Origin of the sequence: Streptomyces sindenensis (genome assembly GCF_014649035.1) — a bacterium.
GTDB lineage: Bacteria > Actinomycetota > Actinomycetes > Streptomycetales > Streptomycetaceae > Streptomyces > Streptomyces sindenensis.
Window position 1 is genome coordinate 604,276 of the sequence record NZ_BMSG01000001.1, and the last position, 16,526, is coordinate 620,801.

Sequence of the window (16,526 nt, forward strand, 5' to 3'; positions counted from 1 at the left end):
CCTACTCCCCCAGCTTCCGCCGCAGCGCGGCCCGCTCGGGCTCGGTGCCCGCCAGCTCCAGCGCCTCCCGGTACGCCACCGCCGCCTCCCCCGCCCGCCCCAGCCGGGTCAGCAGATCCCCCCGGGCCACCGCGTACGGCGGGTACGCGCGCAGCCTCGGCTCCTCCGCCAACGCGTCCAGCAGCGCGAGCCCGGCCCCCGGCCCGTCCCGCATCGCGACCGCCACGGCGCGGTTCACCGCCACCACCGGGGACGGGGTGAGGGTGAGCAGCACGTCGTACAGGGCCACGATCTGCGCCCAGTCCGTGGACTCCACGTCCGCCGCCTCGTCGTGCAGAGCGGCGATGGCCGCCTGCACCCCGTAGGGCCCGGCCGGTCCGCCGGTCAGCGCCTGGACCACCAGGTCACGGCCCTCCTCGATCATCGTCCGGTCCCAGCGCTCCCGGTCCTGCTCCTCCAGGAGCACCGGCTCGCCGTCCGGCCCGGTCCGCGCGTCGCGCCGGGCGTGGACGAGGAGCAGCAGCGCGAGGAGCCCGGCGGTCTCCCGTTCGGCGGGCAGCAGGCGGCGCAGTATCCGGGCGAGGCGGACCGCCTCCTCGGCCAGGTCGAGCCGCTGGAGACGGGGACCGGAGCTGGCCGCGTACCCCTCCGTGAACACCGAGTAGACGACCTGGAGCACTCCGGGCAGCCGCTCCGGCAGTTCATCGGGCCCGGGCACCCGGAACGGGATCCGCGCCTCGCGGATCTTCCTCTTCGCCCGCACGATGCGCTGGGCCATGGTCGCCGTCGGCACGAGGAAGGCGCGGGCCACCTCCGGTGTGGTGAGACCGGCGAGGCAGCGCAGGGTGAGGGCGGTACGGTCCTCGGCGGCGAGGGCGGGGTGGGTGCAGGTGAAGAACAGCTGAAGCCGGTCGTCGGGCAGTTCAGCGATCCGGGCAGCGTCCGGCGCGGGCGCGACCGTCTCCGCCCGTTCCGCGTCGGCCCGGAGGACGGCGAGCCGGGCCGCGTACGCCTGGTCGCGCCGCAGCCGGTCAACGGCCTTGCGCCGCGCGGTCGTCAGCAGCCAGGCCCCGGGGCGGGCGGGGACGCCCTCGGCGGGCCAGTGCCGCAGGGCCGCCTCGATCGCCTCGGACGTCACCTCCTCGGCCAGGTCCAGGTCTCCGAACCTGCGGACGAGGGAGGCGAGCAACAGCCCGCGCTCCTCCCGGAACACCGCCTCGACGGCGACCCCGGCATCCCCCGCCGAGGCGTCCCCACCGACCGCCGGAAGGCCCTCCCCCGCCGAGGCGTCCGCACCGGCCGCCGGAAGGCCCTCCCCCGCCGAGGCGTCCCCGCCGACCGCCGGACGGTTCTCCCCCGCCGAGGCGTCCCCGCCCGCCACGGCTCTCAGGCCCCGAAGTCCGCGACCGGCCGGACGACGACCGCGCCGCCGTCGCGCGAGCCGGGACAGCGCGCGGCCCAGTCGAGGGCGGCGTCGAGGTCGGGCACGTCGATCACGAGGAACCCGCCCAGCAACTCCCTGGTCTCGGCGAACGGCCCGTCCGTCACGGTCCGCTCCCCCGTGGGCGAGACCCGCACGGTGGTCGCGGTCACCAGGTCGGCCAGCGACTCCCCGGACACATGGATCCCGGCGTCGCGTACGGCCTTGTCGTACGCCATCCAGTCCTCGACGGTGCACTGGGGCGCGCCGCCCTGCTCGTCGACGGCCCCGCTGTGGATCAGCAGCATGTACTTCATGATCGGCTCCTGTCGCCTGTGTGATGCCAGCCCTCAAGGCTGCTTACACCATGACGACGAACGGGACCGACCGCGATCGACACGCACGCGGGACTTCTTGGATTCACGCGCCGATCAGGCAGGACTCGTCGCCGTACGCACGCGCGTCGCGGCACCCACGGCAGCGCCCCGGCACGGACGACCGGAAGGCCCGGTCGCAGTCGTCGCAGTTCTGGAGCGGGACGGTCGGCTCGGCGGTGGGCAGGGGCGGCGGGAGCAGGGTGGCGAGCCGGTGCCGCAGCAGTTTGGCGGGATGCCGGAGGGGAACGGGCGGATCATCGGTGACCGCCGCCCGCACGGCATCCGGCCGCGCCCCGCGCTCCAGCCATGCGGCGACGCCCGGGACGAGCCCGCGCACGTCCTCCTCGGAGAGGAGGAACAGGGGTGCGGCCCGGGGGAGCCCGGCGAGCAGATCGGCCGCCGCCGCGTACAGGGCCTCGGTGGGCCGCTGCGGGACGGGCAGCGTGACGCGCGGCTTACGGGGAGCGGTGGGCGTCGGCACAAGACGGGGAGCGGGGACGGGCTCGACCGACACGGGGTCGGGCGCGGGGACGGGCGCGGGCACCGGCTCCGGTACGGCTACGCGCACGGGCTCAGCCACCGGCGCGGGCACAGGCCCAGGCCCAGGCCCAGCTGCGGGCACAGGCCCAGCCGCAGGCACGGGCACCGGCTCAGCCGCAGGCACCGGCACAGCCGCACGCGTCGGAACCGGTACAGCCGCACGCGTCGGAACCGGTACAGCCGCACGCTCCGGCACCGGCACCGGCACCGGCACGCGCTCCCGCCCCCTCCCGCGCCCCCGGGCCGCCGCCTCCGGATGGTTGTACGACTCCGTACGCGTGGCCAGCTTCCCGCCTCCGACCCGCTCCCGGGTGCGGCGCAGAAACCCGTGCTGCTCCAACTCCCGCAGCGCGGCGGCGATACGGGTCTCGCTCTCCGGGAAGATCGCGGCGAGCGCCTTCACGCCGACGCGCCGCCCGTCGGGCAGCGACTGGATGTGAGTGCCGAGGCCGATGGCCAGCAGGGACATGCCTCGATGCTGGGAGAGCCGGTTGGAGATGATCGTGTAGCCGTCGGTGAGCCGGATGTTGATGTGTACGACTCCGGCGGACGGAGGGCGCGGGGGAACGCTAACCTGCTGGGTATCCATCGGGAAGGTGCTTTCTTCCTTGGTGGTGAGGCCTTCGGTCGGGATGCCAGTCCCGGCCGGGGGCCGTCTCAATGTCTGGGGTGGTGGTCAGCGTGAGCATATGCCCGCCAACAGGTCATAAATCCAGCCCGGTTGGCACACTTCACCCATGTGAGTGATCGCGCCTCCCCCGAGCTGACCGGGGCCCGCAGAGGTCCACGAGGGGGGTTGGGTCGGGTTGTTTCTCCAGTGATCAAAGACGAGTACTCAAAAGCTTTTACGTCGTGGGTCACCACGTCGCGGATGACCGCGTCGCGGTGAACCACGACCCGGTGACCCACGTTCCCGGGACCTCCCCCGCCCACCGGATCGCGACCGTCACGATCCGGTGAGCGCCACCTCGGCCCACACCGTCTTGCGCGGGAACGGCCCGTGCTCCGTACCCCACCGCACCGACAGCGCCTCGACGAGCAACAGCCCGCGCCCACCCTCGGAGTCGGCGCCCGGGTCGCGCTTCTCCGGGAGGCGGTCACCCCGGGTGTCGACGACCTCGATCCGCAACACGTCGTCGTACACGCTCAGCATGATCCGGAAGTCGCGTCCGGGGACGTACCCGTGCAGGGCGGCGTTGGTCGCCAGCTCACCGATGACGAGGCTCGCGTCCTCCAGCGGCAGCCCCCAGGAGCGCAGTTGCTCGGTGGCGAGCAGGCGGGCGAGTCGGGCACCCCGGCGGGTGGCGGAGAGCTGGACGGCGAACTGTCCGGTGCGTGCACGCGGTTGGGTGATTTTTCGGTTCACGTCACTCAGCGTGGCCGCCCGTACCTACGCTGAGAAGCACTGACACGGGTACGGACCGTCACTGTCCCTGGCGCGTACGGGCCTGTCCCCGTACGTACGGTGCCCACCGCGCGGGCGCACGAGTGAAGGCGGGAACGGCAGATGATCGACGACACCGAAGAGGACCACGAGTTCGGCCTGGAGGACGACTCCGGCGCGGTCATCGCGGCCGTTGGCCGGCAGATCAAGCTCTGGCGCGAGGAAGCCGGATTACGCGCCGCCGAACTGGGCTCGATCATCGGGTACAGCGAGAACCTGGTCTTCAAGGTCGAGGGCGGGCGGCGCATCCCGAAGCCGGAGTTCCTGGACAAGACGGACGATGCCGTCGGGGCGAACGGCAAGATCTCGGCGATGAAGAAGGACGTGGAGGAGGCGCGGTATCCGAGGAAGGTCCGCGACCTGGCGAAGCTGGAGGCGGAGGCGATCGAACTCGGCGCGTACGCCGGGGTGGTGATCCACGGGCTGCTCCAGACCGAGGAGTACGCCCGCGCGCTGTACGCACAGCGGCGACCCGCGTACGCGGAGGGCGACATCGAGCGCCTGGTGGCCGCTCGGATGGCCCGGCAGGTGGTCTTCGACCGCCGCCCCGCTCCCCTGCTGACCTTTGTCCAGGAAGAGGCGACGCTCCGGCGGCGGACCGGAGGCAGAATGGTCCTGCGACGCCAGCTCGAACATCTGCTTGAGATGAGCCAGTTGCGGCATGTCGAGATCCAGGTCATGCCGATGGAGGCGGAGGAGCACGCGGGTCTGGGCGGCTCGCACCGCGTCCTTAAGCTCAAGGACGGAAAGACCGTCGGGCACAACGAGGTTCAGCTCATCAGCGGGCTGATCACCGATCCGAGGCAGGTGCAGATCCTGGAGATGCGCTACAACCTCATCCGATCGCAGGCCCTCACGCCCCGGCTGTCGCGGGAATTCATCGAGAAACTGCTGGGAGAGACATGAGTGCCACTGAGCTGATCTGGTTCAAGAGCAGCTACAGCACCAACGACGGCCCCGACTGCGTCGAGGTCGCCGCCGCCCCCACCACCGTCCACGTACGCGACTCCAAGCAACTCCCCACGGGCGGCCCCCACCTCGGCTTCACCCCGGCCGCCTGGGCGGACTTCGTCGCGTACGCGACGAGGGCCTGACCCGCAGGGACGCGTGACCAGCGGGGCCTGGCCCACAGCGGCCCGGCCCCGCGCTCCCGCGCTCGCGCAGCCCCGCGTACGGTCTGGGCGTGGCTACTCAGAGACCCCCTCGGCGATCGATAGACGACTTCGCGACCTGGCAACCCGTGCTGAGGCTCCTGCGGGCCGCCAAGGCGGGCAAAGCGGCCAAGGCCGGTGCAGATCCCGTCCGTGTGTCAGGTCGCATCGGACACGGCGGTTGGAGTCTGGGCCTCCCGCGCCCGGTGCCACCGCGCGGTCGGGCTGCCCAGACCGAGGACATACAGGACGAGATCGACGCGGTGGAGCGGGTGCAGACGGCGCTGGCGGAGGCCGGTGTCGACGACATCTCGTTCTCGGCGAAGATCGAACCGGCCGGGGCGACCGTACTTCGTCTGATCGGCCCCAGCCCGGCGGTGGAACCCGGAATCGGAACCGCTCATCCCGGTGCGCTCATCCTGGTCGAAGACGCTCTTCCCGAGCCCTGGCGCCGCCTCCCCGATCCGGCGCACGAAGCGAGGCCGGCCCCCGCAGCAGACCCGGAACTGCTGGAGCGGACGCTGCGGGAACGGCTGCCCGACGCCATCGGAGCGACGGAGGAGGAGATCGCCGCCGCCGAAACCCGCCTGGGCGTCCGACTGCCCGAGGAGCTCAAGGCGCTCTACCGGGTGACCCGGGCACGCTGGGAGGACTGGGGCGACGACTACGAGAGGGCGGTTGGCGTCTTCGAAGCGACGCGCTGCGAACTCGCCGCCGTGGACGAGCTGTACATCGCCGAGGCTTCGACCCGCCACTGCCGCTGGGAGCACGCTGCCATGGAGGCGGTCGTCACGCGCCCCGACGCGGCGGTTCAGGGCGTCGTCGGGTCACCCGGGTGGATCGTATTCGGCGAGAACGGCGGCGGAGACCAGCTGGCGGTCGACCTGACGCCCGCCCCGGGCGGGCACACCGGGCAGATCATCCTGATCAGCCACGAGGAGAGCGTCGGCGCCGAGTTGCTGGCCGACTCGCTCACCGACTGGGTCCTGGACCGGGAGGCGCACGAGCGTCGGCACCGCGGCGAGGAGCCACCGCTCGTGGCCCACGTCAACCACGCGAGCATCACGAGCGTGCGGGAAGCCGCCCACCCCGGTCTGGAGGTCCTCTCGATCGGGGTGTGGGACGGCGCGCCGTTCAGCCTCGCCCCGGTCGTCGGGCTGCCCCGCCTGCGCACCCTCGCCGCGTACGCCGGTACGCTCGCCGACCCGCTGGAGATCGCCGAGCTCACCGGCCTGGAATTCCTGGAACTCGGCCCGCAGGACTGGCGCGCCCTCCTGGACGCCGGCGCCGTCCCACGCAGCCTGTCGGCCGCGTCCATCAAGGCGTACGGCGACCAGGCCCCCCTGCCCGTCGTGGCCATCGCCAACGAGATCCTGGCTCTCTGGGACCGGCCCCAGATCATCCAGACCGCCCTGGAGGGAGACCTCGGGCCCCTCGCGTAGCCGGGGCGGAGCGGGGCGGTGCCGAGGATCCGCAGCCCCCGAAACTCCCCTGCGTACACCGCACGCAGGGTGCTAGCCTCCCGTTCCGGTCATCACACCGCCCGTCCCTCCGGGCCCTGACCGCCCCACCCGCTCACCCTGCCAACTCCCGGCTTTTCCGCTGCTGTTGCCCTGCCGTCACCTGCCCGTTCGTCGACACGCCGCGCGCTCCCCGCGCCCGGCCCCCCACCGGTCACGTCCGCAGCCCCTATCCGAGGACCGACGTGTCTCCGACCGACCCCGACCTGATCCGCGCGGAGTTCGACCGCTGCCGCCAGATCCCCTCTCTCGTGGACCTCCGTACCGCCGTACGCGGGAACGACTGGGACACCGTGCAGGCCTACTTCGACTTCCTGGACGACGAGGACGAACGGGCCGTGGCCGCGGACCTCGTCGCCGGCCTCAGCTCCTCCGAACGCTTCCTGGAGCACCAGGTCGCCGGCCACGGGTCGCCGCTGGCCCGCACCCTGCTCGCCGCCCGCTACATCGACGTCGGCTGGGACATCCGCAGCGGGTACACGGCGGAGCACGTGTCACGGGAACAGTTCCAGCAGTTCCACGGCTGGCTGCGGCGGGCCGAGCAACTGCTGATCGGTGTGTGCGCCGACGAACCCGCGTACGCCCTCGCCTGGTCGTACCGGCTGACGACCGCCCGGGGTCTCGAGCTCGGGGCGAGCGAGGCGCGGCGGCGGTACGACCGGCTGGCCGAGCACCACCCGCACCACATCCAGGCGCAGATCCTGCTGCTCCAGCAGTTGTGCCCCAAGTGGGGAGGGAGCTGGGAGGAGGCGTTCGGGTTCGCCCGGGCGTGCCTGGACGCGGCGCCCGCCGGGAGTCATGCGGGCCGGCTGGTGGTGCAGGCACACCTGGAACGGTGGCTGGACGACAGCGACGACCGGCCCAGCGACTACCTGCGCGCGGCGGAGGTGCGCGACGACGTCCTGGCCGCGGCCGACCGTTCCGTACGGCACCCGGACTACCGGCCGGGCTTCCACTGGGTGGGCGACCACAACGACTTCGCGGGCGGGCTGAGTCTGGGCGGTCACCACCGGGAGGCCGCCCCGTTCTTCCGCACGCTCGGGGACAAGGCCACCGAGTACCCCTGGGGCTACTGGGGCGACCGGGAAGTGCAATTCCTCAAGCACCGCAGACGCGCGATGGCGAAGGGCTGAACCGACGATGACGCAGCAGACCGACGGCCCCGCCGCCACGACGCCGGACGGCATATCCGCCACCGCGGCGCAGGACGGCATACCCGCCGCCACGACGCGGGAAGACGTGTCCCTCGCCACGACGCCCGGGAGCAGCACCACCGCCACCACCGGGTCCGGGCTCATCACGAGCACCGAGGTCGACGGCATCCCCACCCTGCTGGCGCCCACGTCCGGCGGCGGCCCGGTCACCGCGGGGCTGTACTTCCGGGTCGGTGCCGCCGACGAGACGCTGGCCACGGCCGGCCTCACCCACCTCGTGGAACACCTGGCGCTGCACCGGCACGGCGTCTCGGACCTGCACTACAACGGGTCCACCGCCGCCACCCACACCCACTTCGTGGTCTCCGGCACCGCCGAGGAGGTCGTCGCCTACCTCAACGGGGTCTGCGCCTCCCTGCGGGACCTGCCGGTCGAACGCCTCGCCACCGAGCGGGAGATCCTGCGCACCGAGCAGGCGGGCCGCAGCCGGGGCCCCAACCACCAACTGCCGCTGTGGCGTTACGGGGCACGCGGCTACGGCCTCGTCAGCTACCCGGAGTACGGCACCCTGCATCTGACGGCCGACGCGGTGCGCGACTGGGCCGCGACCTGGTTCACCCGGGACAACGCGGTCCTGTGGATGACCGGCGACACCGTGCCGGAGGGCCTGCGCCTGACCCTGCCCGCCGGACGGAGGCAGCCGCTGCCCGCGCCCACCTCGGCCCTGCCCGTCACCCCCGCCTACCTCACGGGCGGCAGCGGCGGAGTGGTCCTGGACGGCATCGTGCGGCGCACCTCGGCGGCCCGGCTCTTCGCGGAGGTGCTGAGCCGGGCGCTCTTCACGGACCTGCGGCAGCAGGGCGGTTACTCCTACACCGCCGACTGCGGCTACCACCCGCGCGACAACGACCACGCGACCATCACCGCCTACGCGGACGCGCTGCCGCAGAAGCAGGACGCGGTGGTCGGCGGCTTCATCGACGTACTGGCCCGGATGCGGGCCGGAACCATCGCCCGGGCCGAACTCGACTCGGCCCGGGCGAAGGTCGTCAAGCAGTTCGAGATCCCGGACGTCGGCGCGGCGGCGCTGCCCCTGTACGCGCTGAACGTGCTCACGGGGCACCAGAACTGCACCCCGGACGAGCACCGGGCGCTCCTGGCCGACGTCACCGTCGAGGACCTGCGCGACGTGGCCCGCGAACTGTACGACTCCGCGCTGATCCAGGTGCCGGGGCGGGGCGTGGACTGGGCGGGCTTCACCGAGGCGCCCCAGTGGTCGGGCCCGTCGTTCGGTCCCGACCCGGCGGGCACCGTGCACCGGTCCCGGGAGGCCGACGCCGTGAGCCTGGCCGTCGGACCGGAGGCCGTCACCCTGGTCACCCCGGGCGGACGGATCACCGTACGGTACGACGCGTGCGCCGCGATGCGCGTCTTCCCGGACGGGGCCCGGCACCTCATCGGTTTCGACGCGTTCGTGGTGGAGGTGGAGCCGACGCTCTACGCCAAGCTCACCCCGGACCGGATGGCGGTCATCGACGCGTCGGTCCCGGCCGCCGCCGTCGTCCCGATGCCGGAGCGCGACCCCGAGGAGATCCCGCAGCCGGCCGTGCGGCGCGGCGGGCTGAAGGGCCGGGCGCTGGGGATGCTGCGCTCGCTGCGCCCGGGACGCGGCTGAGGGATCCGGGCCGGGGCACGGCCGAAGGACGGGGCCGGGCCGGCAGCGGCCCGGCCTCCTCCTCATGAGGGTCCGCCGTTCGCCCGTGAACCTTTCCGCCCGCTGCGGACAACAGGGGTGACAGACACACCGACCGACGCCCCCTGGAGGCACAGTGACCGGACCACCTCCGGCCCGCCCGGGCATCGCGGGCGAGGGCGGAGACGACGGCAGGGACGACGCCGCCGTCATCGCCCAGTCCCTCGACGAGCCCGAACTGTTCGCCGGGCTCTACGACCGGCACGCCCCGGACATCCACCGCTACGCCGCCCGCCGCCTCGGGGAGGGCGCGGCGGACGACATCACGGCGGAGACGTTCCTCATCGCGTTCCGCACCCGGGCCCGCTACGACACGGCCCACCGGCTGGCCCGTCCCTGGCTGTACGGCATCGCGGCCAACCTGATCGGCAAGCACCGCCGTACCGAGGTCCGCGCGCTGAAGGCGCTGGCCCGGACCGGACACGACCCGGTCGCCGCGTCGTGGAGCGAGCGCTCGGACGACCGGATCGCCGTGCAGGCCCCGCTCGCGGGGGCGCTGGCCTCGCTCTCCCCCGGCGACCGGCACGTCCTCCTGCTCGTCGCCTGGGCGGACCTCGGCTACCAGGAGGTGGCCGAGGCGCTGCGGATACCGCTGGGCACGGTGAGGTCCCGGCTGAACCGGGCCCGCCGCAAGGTCCGCGCGTCCCTGAGCACCGACCCCGCGTTCACGTCGGCGCTCGACCCGGCGCTCGACGCATCGCCCGCCACGGCCGGACAGGAGCTGAGCCCGTCATGGACGAAATGACCCAGCTGCGGGAGCTGCGCGCCGACGCCCCCGCACCCGACCGCGCCACGCTGGCCCCCGCCCGCAAGCGGCTGACCGACGTCATCGAGGGCAGGAGCCGCCGCACGCTCCGGCTGCGGGCCGACTGGCGGATCGCCTCGCTCGGAGCGGTGGTGGCGATCACCGCGGCGGCGCTCTTCGTGACGCAGATCGTCGACACCTCGGACCCCCGGCAGTCGGGCCCGGCGACCGTGGCGGGCGACCTCGACCTGTCGAGCCCGGCCGCCGCCCTGGGGGAGGCCGCCGACTTCCTGGAGCGGCAGGAGGTGCCTCCGGAGCCGCGGTCGGACCAGTGGATCTACCTCCGGGAGGAGAACCCGGACCAGGAGAAGCAGTGGAAGGAGGTGCCCGCCGAGATCCGGAAGAAGATGCCGTGGTCCTACAGCCCGGACTCCTGGGTCCCGTACGACGACAAGGCCGCGGAGAACGACGAGTCCGACACGGACTACCGGACCGCCCGCGAGTCCTACCGGATCGCCGCCGGACTGCCGGAGGACCCGGAGGCGCTCCTCGCAAAACTGCGGAAGGTCTTCCCCACCGGCAGCGGACCCGACGGCCCTCGGGAGGACAAGGACACCCACAGCTTCCGCGCCCTGACCGTCCTGCTGCAGTCGTACCCGCTCCCACCGGACGCGCTGGCCCGGATCTACCGGGCGATGGCCACGGTCAAGGGCGTCGGCGTGACCGGCCACCTGGTCCGCGACGCCGGCGGCCGCCAGGTCATCGCCGTGACCCGCGCCTACGACCGGAACACCCGGACCGAGATCTTCATCGACCCGGTGGACTACAGCTACGCGGGCCAGCGCGATGTCGTCACCAGGACCCACGAGGTCGCCGGCCCCAAGGGCATCGAGCCGATCACCCACCAGCGCGGCGACATCCTGATGGACGTCGCGAGGACCAGGGCGGCCGTGGTCGACGCCAAGGGCCAGAAGCCCTGACCGTACGTCCCGCACGAAGCCCCGGGCGTGGGCCCGGTGTCCGGCACAGGGGAGCGGACACCGGGCCCACGGCCGTTCGACGGGCGAGGCCGGTCACTCCCGGGCGCGGACGGCCGGACCACCGCCGGACGCCGCTCGGCCGGTCCGGCCGGTCCGGCCGACTCCGTCTCCCTACTGGAGTTCGCTGAAGCGTTCGGTGGCCCGGGTGCGTCCGGCGACGATGATCGTGTCGTCCGCCTCCACGACGGTTTCGGGGGGGTGGCGTAGGTGAAGCCCTCACCGGGGCGCTTGATGGCGACGACGGTGATGCCGTGGCGGGTCCGGACGGCGCTGTTGGACAGGGGCAGGCCGATGATGTCGGCGGGCGGGTTGGTCTTCACCATGGCGAAGTCGTCCTCGAACTCGATGTAGTCGAGCATGCGGCCCCGCACCAGGTGGGCGACGCGTTGGCCCATGTCGTGTTCGGGGTAGACGACGTGGTGCACACCGAGCTGGGTGAGGATGCGGCCGTGGGCCTTGCTGATGGCTTTGGCCCAGACGTTCTCGATGCCGAAGGAGATCAGCAGCGAGGCCGTGAGGATGCTGGCTTCGAGGTCGGTGCCGATGGCGACGACAGCGCGGTCGAACTCGTGGACGCCCAGCTGGCGCAGGGCGTCCTCCTTGGTGGAGTCGGCCCGCACGGCATGGGTGACGGATCCGGAGACGGGGCGCACCACGTCTGTTCGCACTGGAAGACGATAAACAACCTTGACGCCGCCTTCGCCCCCAGGCCCTGCCGTTCGCCGTCCGCCGTGCCTAGGCTCTCCGGCATGGGCCCCAGTAGCAGCTTCCGTGTCCGAGTCCCTCACCGGTCCGCGTCGGCCCTCCGGCCGATCGGGTGAAGGGTATGGATCTCACCCGGGGCCTGCGGCGCACCGAGTACACCTTGTTTCTCACCGCCGTGCTTCTGGTCGCGGCCGGGGCTGCGACCGGCTCGTGGTGGCTGATCGGTTTCGGGGCGTGGGCTCTGATCGCCGGAGGCGTGATCGAGATGATCTACCGCCCGTGACCGGCCCCGCCCGAACGGCGTGCGGTGCGCTCGGAGCCGGCCTGGCGCGATGCCGAGCCCTCAGCGCCTGTCTCCTTGTTCATGTCCTGCCCGGCCGCTGCTCCTCGGTCCCCGGGACGCCGTAGCCCGGGGCCCCGCCCGGCCCCGCCCCGCCACCCACGTGACCGACCCCACCCCCCACTCCGTTGAAACTCCCGCAACAATGAAGGGTGATCACTTCGCCCGCACGGAGCCCCCAGCGCCGCACCGAGCATGCGCCGACCCCGTACGTCGACCTCTCGCGCGACGAGTGGAGCGCACTGCGGGACAAGACGCCGCTGCCGCTGACCGCCGACGAGGTGGAGCGGCTGCGAGGGCTCGGGGACGTCATCGATCTGGACGAGGTGCGGGACGTCTATCTGCCGCTCTCCCGGCTGCTCAACCTGTACGTCCAGGCCACCTCCGGGCTGCGCGGCGCGCTGAACACCTTCCTGGGGGACGCCGGGAACGGGCACGGGGCGCAGCGCGGGACCCCGTTCGTCATAGGGGTCGCGGGCAGCGTCGCCGTCGGGAAGTCCACCAGTGCGCGTATCCTCCAGGCGCTGCTGGCCCGCTGGCCCGAGCACCCGAGGGTCGAGCTGGTGACGACGGACGGGTTCCTGCTGCCGATGAAGGAGCTCAAGGCGCGCGGGCTGACCTCGCGCAAAGGGTTCCCGGAGTCGTACGACCGGCGGGCCCTGACCCGGTTCGTCGCGGACATCAAGGCGGGCAAGGACGAGGTGACGGCGCCCGTCTACTCGCACCTGATCTACGACATCGTCCCCGGCGAGCGGCTCACCGTGCGCCGCCCCGACATCCTCATCGTCGAGGGCCTCAACGTCCTGCAGCCCGCCCTGCCCGGCAGCGACGGCCGGACCAGGGTCGGGCTGGCCGACTACTTCGACTTCAGCGTGTACGTCGACGCGCGCGCCGAGGACATCGAGACCTGGTACCTGAACCGCTTCCGCAAGCTGCGCGCCACGGCGTTCCAGGACCCGTCCTCGTACTTCCGCAAGTACACCCAGGTCTCCGAGGAGGAGGCACTGGACTACGCGCGCACCATGTGGCGGACCATCAACAAGCCGAACCTCCTGGAGAACGTGGCTCCGACGCGCGGCCGTGCCACCCTGGTGCTCCGCAAGGGCCCGGACCACAAGGTCCAGAAGCTGTCCCTGCGCAAGCTCTGACCCCTCGGCCCGGAAGGGCGTGCCGCGTGCTGCACCTGCGTCTGATCGTGCCCGCCGACACCACGGACGAGGTTGTCGCCCTCCTGGGGTCCACCGTCGGCACCGCCCACCTCGTGGTCCTGCCGGGCGCCGCCCGCTCGCCCGCGGGAGACGTCGTGATGTGCGACGTGGCGCGCGAGGCCGGTGACGAGCTGATCGAGGCGCTGCGCCGGCTCGGCATCGAAAGAACCGGGGCGATCAGCGTCGAGAACCTCGACCTCACCCTCTCCTCGCACGCCGACAGAGCCGAGCGCGAGGCCCCGGGCGACAGCGCCGACGCGGTGCTGTGGGAGGAGCTGACGGAGGCGACGCACGAGGAGTCGACGTTCTCCCTCACCTACGTCTCCTTCCTGGCCCTCGCCACGATGCTCGCCGCCTGCGGCGTGATGCTCGACAACGCGGTGCTGATCGTGGGCGCGATGGCGGTCGGCCCGGAGTTCGGTCCGCTGGCCGGGATCTCCACGGCCGTCGTCCAGGGCGCTCCGCGCCTGGTCGCCCGCTCGCTGTGGGCGCTGATCGGCGGCTTCGCGCTGGCGATGGTCGTGACGGCCGGGTTCGCCTGGCTGCTGGACGCGTTCGGCCTGTTCACCCGCGACATGATCGACAGGCCCCGGCCGAACACCGGCTTCATCTGGCACCCGGACCGGATGTCGTTCGTCGTCGCGTTCCTGGCCGGCGTCGCCGGAACCCTCTCCCTCACCTCGGCGAAGTCCGGGGCCCTGATCGGCGTGGCGATCTCCGTGACGACGGTCCCGGCCGCGGCCAACGCGGCCGTCGCGTTCAGCTACGCCGACTACCAGCAGACGATCGGCTCGGGCCAGCAGCTCCTCGCCAACCTCGGCGGCATCGTCCTGGCGGGCACGCTGACGCTGCTGCTCCAGAAGGGCCTGTGGAAGCTCTGTCGTACGCGAAAGCCCCCGGCGAGCACGCCGGGGGCCTCGGTGGGAGCTTGACGGACCGCTGACCGGCCGTACGGCTCAGGGCGTCACCCCAGCGCGGACTTCACCACATCGGCCAGTCGGCCCGCGACGGCCCGCGCCTGCTCGATGTCGGCGGCCTCGACCATGACCCGCACCAGCGGCTCCGTACCCGACTGGCGCAGCAGGACGCGCCCGCTCTCGCCGAGCTCGTGCTCCGCCTCGACGACCGCCGCGGCCAGCTCGGCCGAGGTGTTCACCCGGGTCTTGTCGACGTCGGGGACGTTGATGAGGACCTGCGGCAGGCGCTGCATGACCCCGGCCAACTCGGCGAGGCTCCGCCCGGTGGCGGCGACGCGGGCGGCCAGCATCAGGCCGGTCAGCGTGCCGTCGCCGGTCGTGGCGTGGTCCAGGACGATGACGTGACCGGACTGCTCGCCGCCCAGCGCGAAGCCCTCGGCCTTCATCGACTCCAGGACGTACCGGTCGCCGACCGCCGTCTGGACGAGCCGGATGCCCTCGCGCTCCATGGCCAGCTTGAAGCCGAGGTTCGACATGACCGTGCCGACCACGGTGTCCTTGCGCAGCTGCCCGGCCTCCCGCATGGCGAGGGCCAGCACGGCGAGGATCTGGTCGCCGTCGACCTCCTCGCCCGCCGCGTCCACGGCCAGGCAGCGGTCGGCGTCCCCGTCGTGCGCGATGCCGAGGTCGGCCCCGTGCTCGACGACGGCGGCGCGCAGCAGCTCCAGGTGGGTGGAGCCGCAGCCGTCGTTGATGTTCAGGCCGTCCGGGTCGGCCCCGATGGTGACGACCTCGGCACCGGCCCGGGCGAACGCGGCGGGCGAGACCCGGGCGGCGGCGCCGTGCGCCTCGTCCAGGACGACCTTCAGACCGTCGAGCCGGTTGGGGAGGACACCGATGAGGTGGGCGACGTACCGGTCGAAGCCCTCCGCGTAGTCGGAGACCCGGCCGACGCCGGCGCCGGTCGGGCGGTTCCACGGCTCACCGGTGCGGTGCTGCTCGTAGACCGTCTCGATCCGGTCCTCCAGCTCGTCGGCGAGCTTGTGGCCGCCACGCGCGAAGAACTTGATGCCGTTGTCGGGCATCGCGTTGTGGCTGGCGGAGAGCATCACACCGAGGTCGGCGTCGAGGACCCCGGTGAGGTGGGCGACCGCGGGTGTCGGCAGCACGCCGACGCGCAGCACGTCCACCCCGGCGCTGGCCAGGCCCGCCACGACGGCGGCCTCCAGGAACTCTCCGGATGCCCGCGGATCACGTCCGACCACGGCGGTCGGGCGATGGCCCGCGAAGGTGCCTGCCTCGGCGAGTACGTGCGCCGCCGCGACCGAGAGACCGAGCGCCAGCTCGGCCGTCAGATCGGCGTTGGCGACACCCCGTACTCCATCCGTACCGAAGAGTCGTCCCACTGGTGTCCTCCGAAGTGCTCCGAAACCACAAACCACTACTGCACAGCAAACGAACTGAGAAACCAACAACGAAAGCGGCGAAAAACCACAAAAAAGGTATGCCGGACGGCATCGCTCGGGCCCGGCGCGGGCACGGGCGCAGGCTGGGCGCCGGTATGACGCAACCGGACCGATGAACGTCTCATGCCGTTATACGCCCGCGAGGGTCGATAAACGAACGCCCCGGCAGCACGGAGTGTGCCGCCGGGGCGAACGTGACAGTCGAGCAGGCGATATTTAGCGCTTGCTGTACTGCGGGGCCTTACGGGCCTTCTTGAGACCGGCCTTCTTGCGCTCGACCGCACGGTCGTCGCGGGAGAGGAAGCCGGCCTTCTTCAGCGTGGCGCGGTTGTTGTCCACGTCCGCCTCGTTCAGCGCGCGGGCCACGCCGAGGCGCAGGGCGCCGGCCTGACCGGAGACGCCGCCACCCGAGATGCGGGCGATGACGTCGTAGCGGCCGTCGAGCTCAAGCACCTTGAAGGGCTCGTTGACTTCCTGCTGGTGCACCTTGTTGGGGAAGTAGTCCTCAAGGGTGCGACCGTTGATCTTCCACTTGCCGGTGCCCGGAACGATCCGGACGCGGGCGATGGCGTTCTTGCGACGGCCCAGGCCGGCGGCGGGCTGCGGGTCACCGAAGCGGCCCGCGAGGGACTCGCTGGTGTACTCGCCCTCGACGGGAACCTCGGACTCGAAGGTGGTCACCTCGGCGAAGGTCTCCTCGCCCTCGGTGCCCTCGACGGGGTTCTCAACAGTGGTCTCGGCCACGA

16 protein-coding genes and 1 pseudogene are annotated in these 16,526 nt (G+C 72.2%); 10 read left to right on the forward strand and 7 right to left on the reverse strand.

From position 1 onward, the window contains the following. Position 1: 1 nt before the first annotated feature. The 4 genes from IE145_RS02675 to IE145_RS02690 form a co-directional block, all read right to left on the reverse strand. Entirely contained in the window at positions 2–1,213 is a 1,212-nt protein-coding gene (locus tag IE145_RS02675) for an RNA polymerase sigma factor (protein ID WP_189518641.1), read from the reverse strand. A 173-nt stretch (positions 1,214–1,386) separates the two neighbouring features. Further along, on the reverse strand, positions 1,387–1,737 hold the full coding sequence (locus IE145_RS02680; protein WP_030798833.1) for a YciI family protein: 351 nt from the start codon (positions 1,735–1,737) through the stop codon (positions 1,387–1,389). Between the two features lie 103 nt (positions 1,738–1,840). Further along, entirely contained in the window at positions 1,841–2,926 is a 1,086-nt protein-coding gene (locus tag IE145_RS02685; RefSeq protein ID WP_189518420.1) for a hypothetical protein, read from the reverse strand. A 357-nt stretch (positions 2,927–3,283) separates the two neighbouring features. Continuing rightward, entirely contained in the window at positions 3,284–3,703 is a 420-nt protein-coding gene (locus tag IE145_RS02690) for an ATP-binding protein (RefSeq protein ID WP_189518422.1), read from the reverse strand. A gap of 141 nt (positions 3,704–3,844) precedes the next feature. On the opposite strand from IE145_RS02690, the gene IE145_RS02695 reads away from it, so the two are divergent. The 7 genes from IE145_RS02695 (at position 3,845) to IE145_RS02725 (ending at position 11,084) form a co-directional block, all read left to right on the forward strand. Beyond that, positions 3,845–4,687, forward strand: coding sequence for a helix-turn-helix domain-containing protein (locus IE145_RS02695; RefSeq protein WP_189518424.1), 843 nt, complete (start codon positions 3,845–3,847; stop codon positions 4,685–4,687). Continuing rightward, complete coding sequence (locus IE145_RS02700) at positions 4,684–4,875, forward strand: DUF397 domain-containing protein (protein WP_189518426.1); 192 nt, start codon at positions 4,684–4,686, stop codon at positions 4,873–4,875. The genes IE145_RS02695 and IE145_RS02700 overlap by 4 nt, the downstream gene beginning before the upstream one ends. 89 nt (positions 4,876–4,964) lie before the next feature. Next, positions 4,965–6,374 carry an SMI1/KNR4 family protein gene (locus IE145_RS02705; protein ID WP_189518428.1) on the forward strand — a complete coding sequence of 470 codons (1,410 nt, stop codon included), beginning with the start codon at positions 4,965–4,967 and terminating at the stop codon, positions 6,372–6,374. Between the two features lie 263 nt (positions 6,375–6,637). Further along, positions 6,638–7,585: a hypothetical protein gene (locus IE145_RS02710; RefSeq protein ID WP_189518429.1), complete on the forward strand. Its 948-nt coding sequence runs from the start codon at positions 6,638–6,640 to the stop codon at positions 7,583–7,585. Positions 7,586–7,592: 7 nt separating this feature from the next. Next, a complete protein-coding gene (locus IE145_RS02715) occupies positions 7,593–9,281 on the forward strand; it encodes a M16 family metallopeptidase (RefSeq protein WP_189518431.1) in 1,689 nt (562 codons plus the stop codon). A gap of 154 nt (positions 9,282–9,435) precedes the next feature. Beyond that, complete coding sequence (locus tag IE145_RS02720) at positions 9,436–10,104, forward strand: RNA polymerase sigma factor (RefSeq protein ID WP_189518433.1); 669 nt, start codon at positions 9,436–9,438, stop codon at positions 10,102–10,104. Further along, a complete protein-coding gene (locus IE145_RS02725) occupies positions 10,092–11,084 on the forward strand; it encodes a CU044_5270 family protein (RefSeq protein WP_189518435.1) in 993 nt (330 codons plus the stop codon). The genes IE145_RS02720 and IE145_RS02725 overlap by 13 nt, the downstream gene beginning before the upstream one ends. 524 nt (positions 11,085–11,608) lie before the next feature. Here IE145_RS02725 and IE145_RS33830 read toward each other — a convergent pair. Continuing rightward, positions 11,609–11,932 (reverse strand): annotated as a pseudogene (locus tag IE145_RS33830) (NAD-binding protein); the annotation flags it as partial. Between the two features lie 38 nt (positions 11,933–11,970). Here IE145_RS33830 and IE145_RS02735 point away from each other — a divergent pair. The 3 genes from IE145_RS02735 to IE145_RS02745 all read left to right on the forward strand — a co-directional run bounded on the left by IE145_RS02735 (position 11,971) and on the right by IE145_RS02745 (position 14,329). Continuing rightward, on the forward strand, positions 11,971–12,132 hold the full coding sequence (locus IE145_RS02735) for a hypothetical protein (RefSeq protein WP_189518441.1): 162 nt from the start codon (positions 11,971–11,973) through the stop codon (positions 12,130–12,132). Between the two features lie 209 nt (positions 12,133–12,341). Next, complete coding sequence (gene coaA, locus IE145_RS02740) at positions 12,342–13,337, forward strand: type I pantothenate kinase (protein WP_069736463.1); 996 nt, start codon at positions 12,342–12,344, stop codon at positions 13,335–13,337. Positions 13,338–13,363: 26 nt separating this feature from the next. Further along, the gene (locus IE145_RS02745; RefSeq protein ID WP_189518443.1) at positions 13,364–14,329 is read left to right on the forward strand and encodes a DUF389 domain-containing protein; all 966 of its coding nucleotides are present in this window, start codon (positions 13,364–13,366) and stop codon (positions 14,327–14,329) included. Positions 14,330–14,361: 32 nt separating this feature from the next. Here IE145_RS02745 and glmM read toward each other — a convergent pair whose 3' ends face one another. Then, positions 14,362–15,720, reverse strand: coding sequence for a phosphoglucosamine mutase (glmM, locus tag IE145_RS02750; RefSeq protein ID WP_189518445.1), 1,359 nt, complete (start codon positions 15,718–15,720; stop codon positions 14,362–14,364). Positions 15,721–15,996: 276 nt separating this feature from the next. Further along, a complete protein-coding gene (rpsI, locus tag IE145_RS02755; RefSeq protein ID WP_010058767.1) occupies positions 15,997–16,524 on the reverse strand; it encodes a 30S ribosomal protein S9 in 528 nt (175 codons plus the stop codon). Between the last annotated feature and the right edge of the window lie 2 nt (positions 16,525–16,526).